Source organism: Citrobacter sp. Cy070, from assembly GCF_030332245.1.
GTDB lineage: Bacteria > Pseudomonadota > Gammaproteobacteria > Enterobacterales > Enterobacteriaceae > Citrobacter > Citrobacter youngae.
On the sequence record NZ_JAOWIG010000078.1, the window covers coordinates 1 to 6,793 of the forward strand.

The 6,793-nt window shown below is 44.0% G+C and carries 8 protein-coding genes; 6 read left to right on the plus strand and 2 right to left on the minus strand.

Features of this window, described 5'->3' with window-relative positions:
• Positions 1–32 precede the first annotated feature (32 nt).
• The 5 genes from OGY19_RS16560 to OGY19_RS16580 all read left to right on the plus strand — a co-directional run bounded on the left by OGY19_RS16560 (position 33) and on the right by OGY19_RS16580 (position 3,899).
• Positions 33–1,001, plus strand: a complete 969-nt coding sequence (locus OGY19_RS16560; RefSeq protein WP_000654812.1) for an IS5-like element IS903B family transposase — start codon at positions 33–35, stop codon at positions 999–1,001.
• Positions 1,002–1,111: 110 nt separating this feature from the next.
• Positions 1,112–1,804: a hypothetical protein gene (locus OGY19_RS16565; RefSeq protein ID WP_286596838.1), complete on the plus strand. Its 693-nt coding sequence runs from the start codon at positions 1,112–1,114 to the stop codon at positions 1,802–1,804.
• 14 nt (positions 1,805–1,818) lie between these two features.
• The gene (locus OGY19_RS16570) at positions 1,819–2,241 is read left to right on the plus strand and encodes a hypothetical protein (RefSeq protein ID WP_043016719.1); all 423 of its coding nucleotides are present in this window, start codon (positions 1,819–1,821) and stop codon (positions 2,239–2,241) included.
• A 10-nt stretch (positions 2,242–2,251) separates the two neighbouring features.
• Positions 2,252–2,857 carry a hypothetical protein gene (locus tag OGY19_RS16575; RefSeq protein ID WP_043016718.1) on the plus strand — a complete coding sequence of 202 codons (606 nt, stop codon included), beginning with the start codon at positions 2,252–2,254 and terminating at the stop codon, positions 2,855–2,857.
• A 331-nt stretch (positions 2,858–3,188) separates the two neighbouring features.
• Positions 3,189–3,899: a GntR family transcriptional regulator gene (locus OGY19_RS16580; protein WP_081305659.1), complete on the plus strand. Its 711-nt coding sequence runs from the start codon at positions 3,189–3,191 to the stop codon at positions 3,897–3,899.
• Between the two features lie 26 nt (positions 3,900–3,925).
• Here OGY19_RS16580 and OGY19_RS16585 read toward each other — a convergent pair whose 3' ends face one another.
• Both OGY19_RS16585 and parM read right to left on the minus strand, forming a co-directional pair.
• Positions 3,926–4,312 (minus strand): plasmid partitioning/stability family protein, encoded by a 387-nt coding sequence (locus tag OGY19_RS16585; RefSeq protein ID WP_009652914.1) that lies wholly within the window; start codon positions 4,310–4,312, stop codon positions 3,926–3,928.
• 13 nt (positions 4,313–4,325) lie between these two features.
• Positions 4,326–5,363: a plasmid segregation protein ParM domain-containing protein gene (gene parM, locus OGY19_RS16590; RefSeq protein WP_009652920.1), complete on the minus strand. Its 1,038-nt coding sequence runs from the start codon at positions 5,361–5,363 to the stop codon at positions 4,326–4,328.
• Positions 5,364–6,151: 788 nt separating this feature from the next.
• Between parM and OGY19_RS16595 the strand changes: the two genes are divergently transcribed.
• Positions 6,152–6,466, plus strand: a complete 315-nt coding sequence (locus OGY19_RS16595; RefSeq protein ID WP_009652923.1) for a hypothetical protein — start codon at positions 6,152–6,154, stop codon at positions 6,464–6,466.
• Positions 6,467–6,793 lie beyond the last annotated feature (327 nt).

Consider the following 6,793-nt stretch of genomic DNA (forward strand, 5'->3'; position numbering starts at 1 on the left):
GGCTTTGTTGAATAAATCGAACTTTTGCTGAGTTGAAGGATCAGATCACGTATCTTCCCGACAACGCAGACCGTTCCGTGGCAAAGCAAAAGTTCAAAATCACCAACTGGCCCACCTACAATAAAGCCCTCATCAACCGTGGCTCCATAACTTTCTGGCTGGATGATGAAGCTATTCAGGCCTGGTATGAGTCAGCAACACCTTCTTCACGAGGCAGACCTCAGCGCTATTCTGACCTTGCCATCACTACTGTGCTGGTCATTAAACGCGTATTCAGGCTGACCCTGCGGGCTGCGCAGGGCTTTATTGATTCCATTTTTTCTCTGATGAACGTTCCGCTACGCTGCCCGGATTACAGCTGTGTCAGCAGGCGGGCAAAGTCGGTTAATGTCAGTTTCAAAACGCCCACCCGGGGTGAAATCGCACACCTGGTAATTGATTCCACCGGGCTGAAGGTCTTCGGTGAAGGCGAGTGGAAAGTCAAAAAGCATGGCCAGGAACGCCGCCGTATCTGGCGTAAGCTGCATCTCGCCGTTGACAGTAAAACACATGAAATCATCTGCGCTGACCTGTCGCTGAACAACGTTACGGACTCAGAGGCCTTCCCCGGGTTAATCCGGCAAACCCACCGGAAAATCAGGTCAGCCGCCGCCGATGGCGCTTACGATACCCGGCTATGTCACGATGAACTGCGGCGTAAGAAAATCAGCGCGCTTATCCCTCCCCGAAAAGGTGCGGGTTACTGGCCCGGTGAATATGCAGACCGTAACCGTGCAGTGGCTAATCAGCGAATGACCGGGAGTAATGCGCGGTGGAAATGGACAACAGATTACAACCGTCGCTCGATAGCGGAAACGGCGATGTACCGGGTAAAACAGCTGTTCGGGGGTTCACTGACGCTGCGTGACTACGATGGTCAGGTTGCGGAGGCTATGGCCCTGGTACGAGCGCTGAACAAAATGACGAAAGCAGGTATGCCTGAAAGCGTGCGTATTGCCTGAAAACACAACCCGCTACGGGGGAGACTTACCCGAAATCTGATTTATTCAACAAAGCCTTTCTCATCAATAAATTATCTTTCGAAGATACCAAACAAATAATGTTGTCCTCCATGAAAACAATGGCATCTCTTCATGGTATTTTGGCAATATTCTTGCCGATAATTGCTGGTGGTGGACTCCTGACACTCATCATGAAAAATGTGACAATGGAGGGGCTTGCATTTTTTATCTTACAGCCAGTTGTACTCACCCTCTACCTTACGGCTATCTTATGCCGATATCAAAGCTCAGAGCTAAGATTGAATATCTGGGAAGAACTACGCAACTTTATCGTTGTGTTAGTTTATGCATTATTCCTGACCGTACTAATGATCGTAATATTGTGGTTAGTCAAATTTATGATTGCTTCAGCGGTTGCGGGTGAAACCAACCATGTTGAATATAAACAACCAACATTAACAAGCATTAGTCTGGCTTACTCCAACCTAATAGTGTATTTCAATATGTACGCCCTTGCCACTTTGAGCGTATTTATCGCTACGCCAATGCTCGTTTTATTCATACCAACAGTTACGCGGTGTAAAGGTTCTCTGCTGAAAAGTATACCAGTCATTTGTAAAAGTACTTTTATGAATATTGGGCCGTTGTTCGCATTTTCAGCTATCTCTGGTGTTGTTTTACTTTCGTGGTCATACTTTTCGCTCAGGTATGAATGGTTAATCCCGGCAGCAACTATACCTCTGGCCTACTTATCAATATTGAATTACCAGCTGTCTGAAGCAGCATTGCCTCGTAACCAATAAAAAGGAAACCTGTGATGAGAAAAATAATATTAAATGCGGTTGTTTGTTTATTTGCAATTAATGCATCAAGTTTCGCAATATCAGCGGAAAGCTCTCCATCTCGTGACGAACTGAATGACGTGATGAAAGTTCATGCTTCCGAGATTGCTGCTGTTATCGCATGTAAAGACTACCTCGAAAATGGCGAGGAACGTTTGACTGAAGCGAAATCAAAAGCTGGCCGTGTACTGGGTAAGATGGTAGGCAATCAAGCCAAGGGTAGCGAGTATGCTAGTCGGATTCTGGTAACTGTTAACGAAGCTAAGCCAGATGAGCAACTGAAGGCTGAATTCGACAAGGTCAACCTTGACCACTCAGTCCGCGTTGCAAAATGCGCTCAGCTAGTAGCTGGTAATGCCGCACGTGCGGACGATGCTGATATCAATTATCTGAATTAAGAGGCTAGCAATGGCGAAGATCAGGATCACTCATCGTTATGACATCAATAAAGACATGTTCTATGGCGTAGAAACTAACCAGCCATATGAAAAGGTTGTTCAGAGGTTAGCTTATCTCCAATTGATTCATTCCACGTTGCCTGATTTTCCCTACATGGCTAATTGCCTGGAACAGGCCGATGCAGTAGAACTCTATTGTCGAATCTTTGGTGGTATTCCTTTAAACACAAATCAACATTATACCGCAGAGATTGATTTATATAGGAACTGGGAAATAGATACACGCGAACTCGTTAATGACATTAATTGCCAAAATTCAATTGCCATTTCCGGCTGCGTAGAAAAAATATTTAAATACATTGTTGAAAACTCTGTTCAGATCTATCAGCTCACAAAAGAAGCTTATAAATTAGGGCAGGGCATGACTAATAATGAAAAAGAAGAAATGGCTCTTTTACTGATTTATATGGATTGGCAACTTCAAAGGATGGATCGTGTTTTAATGGGAGAAAAAATTCAAAAGGAATGGGATTGGCACGATTTTGAGGGAAGGTTGATTTCAGACATTTCGTATACACACACCGGACAACCTGACCTATACATCCACAAAGATTAATGTCATTGACGCACAAGCTGAATATATTTCGACCTTGCACAAATAGCAAACAAACACATTAGAAAGAATTAACCATGCATCTATAATGGATTCTGTTAAGCATAAAATATGGGTAGTAATAGATCCGTTATTGAAAATGTAAGACATGCTGGTAGAGTAAAACGAATGATAACCGTTTACCTTCTCTGTTCTGGCGGATGCCAGTTTATGGATGTGCATACTGGAACTATTTGAAATATGTAGGTAGAGGGATCTACTTACTATGTAGTGTGATTAAAAATATTCTGTTTTCTATGTGGTCAAAAAGTTCAGTATGAGTGATATATGATTGATGATTACAAAAGCTTCCTCAAAAACCCCAGGGAATTTACCGGAACTAATTAGTTACTCTCCGTCAGGCAGACCTAGCTTAACGAGACGAGTTGAAGATCGCCTTAAATGCGCCCTTATCCTCGGCTACCTCAAGCCCGGTGATAAGTTGGTAACAAAAAACATCGCCGATGCTATGAAAATGAGCGTCACGCCCGTCCGTGAAAGCCTGATACGTCTGTCTGCCAGTAGTGCTCTTGCTTTGACTCCATCACATGCCTTTTTTGTTCCCATCATCACCAGTGAGCAGTTCAACGAGTACATGAGAATGAGGCGATTGATTGAGCCAGAACTGGCAGAAAAGGCCGTACTGAAAATGGATGCCAATGGCTTTGAAGAATGCCTGTCTTTGTGCCAAAAGCTGCGTTCCGCATATGAACGTAGGGATGTTTATCTGGCGCACCAGCTAAACCTCACTCTGCGGCTGAAGCTTTACATATACGCCGGTCTGCCTGAGTTTTTCAAAATTGTAACCCAACTGTGGATTAACCTGTGGCCAACTCTGAGTTACACGTTCGAATCTGACTCGGAGGATAAATGGCCAATATTTTTCTCGTCGCTTGAACTCGCTCTTTCAAACAGGGATGCAGGGGCAGCAGCAGATGCCATTAGAGAGTCACTGGATAAGGGGTTGCGGATCTATCTCAGCTTGTTAACCGAGCAAGGTGAGTAAACCGGCTACTAGTAGCCGGTTCGGATTCAACGTTTGAGGGTTTGCATCATCAGGGAGGGTTTAGGAATTGGTTCTTTCTGCTCAGCAGGCTTATCCGAATCAATGATGGTTGTTGCTCGGATACCTGTGGCCTGGGTTTCCACTGGTGAAGAATTCCGTTCAACGGCAATGCCCAGCGTTTGCGACAGAATGTTGCTCAGCGTTTCGGCATTAAACGATGTCGTGGTTTGTGCGGCCAGCAAATTTATTAACCGAGGGTCGAGCTCATGCAAGGCAGACGCAATTACCAGTGCCTTACGGTAAAATTCCCCCCGGGATCGGCGGGGTAAGCGCTCCATAATATCAAGAGCTTTACCGTCTTCTGGATTATTGCCGGGGCGGAGCCAGACGAGTAAACGTTTATCTTCTTCCATCACATAACCTCGTTTAGACGCTTGCCATTGCTTTGACGAGCGCGAGCTGCGCGTCAGGCGCTTTGATGACATCCAGCTTAGGGAATAGTTCGACAATATGAGAATGGATGAGCTCAGCACCGCCCCCGGCCAGTATGATTTTGTGGACGCTGTTCTGACGACGTATATCAGCTGCAACAGCTTCGGCCAGATTTTTCGACTCAGAATCGATAACGTCAATGATGGCATCAATTTTAGAGTGATCATTGACCGCAGAAGCAATCAACGCTCTATCATGACGGTTTTTAATGATGATATCCGCAATGGCATAACTACTTGGAGACTGGGCATCCTGGAGCGCAGCCATAACAGCTTTTGTCACTCGTGAAACGCCAACATCGCTGTTGCCAAAGATATCAGATATGCCCTCCATTGCCCCCTGAATGATGGCCAGGTCTAGGGTTGTTCCCCCCAGATCGACAACCAGGGTTCGTGTAAGCTGCGTGGTTGTTTTAGGATCAATCAGATATTCAGCCGCAGGTACTGATTCAGGCATTACGTTAACTTTTACAACATGAAAAGTTTCGCCATTATTCAGGGTTATTGGGCCCATAACGTTGGCCTTTTTCTTTTCAATATTAGCTTCGTTCAACTGCGCATCGCTCGTGAAGAACATGGCCACCGGCAGTGTCACTGTAAGTTCAACATCCTGTGGCTCAAGACCGGAAGTCAAAAGGGCATGATGAATTGCTACGCGACTTACAGCGTCGAACTGGAAAGAGGTATGCGTTGTTGTAATTGCAGATGTTGAACCAATGTCGTGAGTAAATTTCCGCCCATCAATGAGATAGTTGTAGATAGTTTTACCACCAAATGCGAGTGGAGTAGCCCAGCCTTCGCGGAAGGCGTTCTGCGAAACATGAGTTTTGATTTCACCATTCTCAATCCAGGCAAGTTTTACGTTCGTTGAGCCGTCATCACAAGCGATGTTCATCATGGTATATACCTCATTAAAATGTTCAAAAGTATCAAAAATCTCTGCCATTTTAGATAGTAAGCCATCCTGAAGCAAGGAATGCGCACCTGTAGCGCACGTTTAATGTCCACAAAATGACTATGAAAAGTGAATTACGAGTGAGTAAAACAGGAACGATTCTATCGGATTGAAATCTGGCGGGGTAAACGAGAAAGAGGGATGTATACGTACATGCAGAGGTCGGTAGCCCTGGAACACCAACGGAAAAAGTAACAAACCACCCGAAAAATGAACCAGTGCCACCAGACTAAATTGTGACAATCGATAGCCAATACTGCAAGAGAACCTAAGAATAAAAGGTATCGCTATATGACAGCTCAGTCGGTAAAATCGAGGAAACCATGTCGGATCACCATTGTAGTTTCTGGTTAGTTCAATAATGAGGTATCCCCAATGACATCCATTCTGCTTACTTCTGATTCTGTTGATGGGTACACTTTTTGTATTTCTACTGATGGTAATGGATGTAAGCTGTCAGTCAGGCCAGAATACCGGCGCAATGGCACACAAACTTATGATGGCTGGTTTCCCAGATACTACTCAAAGCCTCAGTATGCTAAAGCAGCGTTAACAAGGTTCCTTGGAGAATCTGTTAACTGGTCACCACGGACGGGGCTCAGTTAGTCACAGGATACGTAACAGCCTGAGTCCGAGGATACCAACAAGTCAAGAGAACCCCCTGATAAACCCTTAACAATCAACACCTTACCTTGGTGCGCTTAATGAACCTTATGTTGAATTATGGTTAAGTAGTCGATTTTATGGTTGGAAGTGCCTGTTTGCAGTAAAATGCAGTTCATTACCTTTAACCACTGGAACTAGACATGGCTAATGAAGATCTCCCCTCTGGGTGCAAACGCTGTAAAGGATGCAATCAGGTTAAACCCTTCGAAGAATTCGGTAAGGAACTTAAGGGTAAGTTTGGCCTTAAAAGTAAATGCAAGTTGTGCATTAGCGATAAAAACAGAAATTATGCTGCCGGTTCCGGTGCAGGTGTAAAACTCCAAAACAATAAAAAATACCAGACCGAGCATAAGAGTGAACTGGCAGAAAAGATGAGAGTAAGACGGGCAAAGAAAAAATTTGGAGATAACTATGAAGCATATCTAGCATCTTTAGAAAGGATTAAAAACCTCTGATAATTACATAACAACCTTAGCCAATAAGACACAAAGATTATGTATTGTTGCTTTTATTTCAAAGCATCAACTTTATTGAAAAGTTACGCTATACACTGTGCAATTTATTATGCTGATTTAATTTGGTGATTATATGAGTTGTCATGACAGAGACATCAATAAGATCCTTCAATCATTCACTCACTTAATGGTTGAAGCAAAAAAAAGCATCTTTCATTCAAAATCAATGAAGGTTCAAGGTCTTCAGTTAGGGAAGGTGCGAATAAGCGGGGAAATTCTTCTCGGCTGACTCAGTCATTTCATTTCTTCATGTTTGAGCCGATTTTT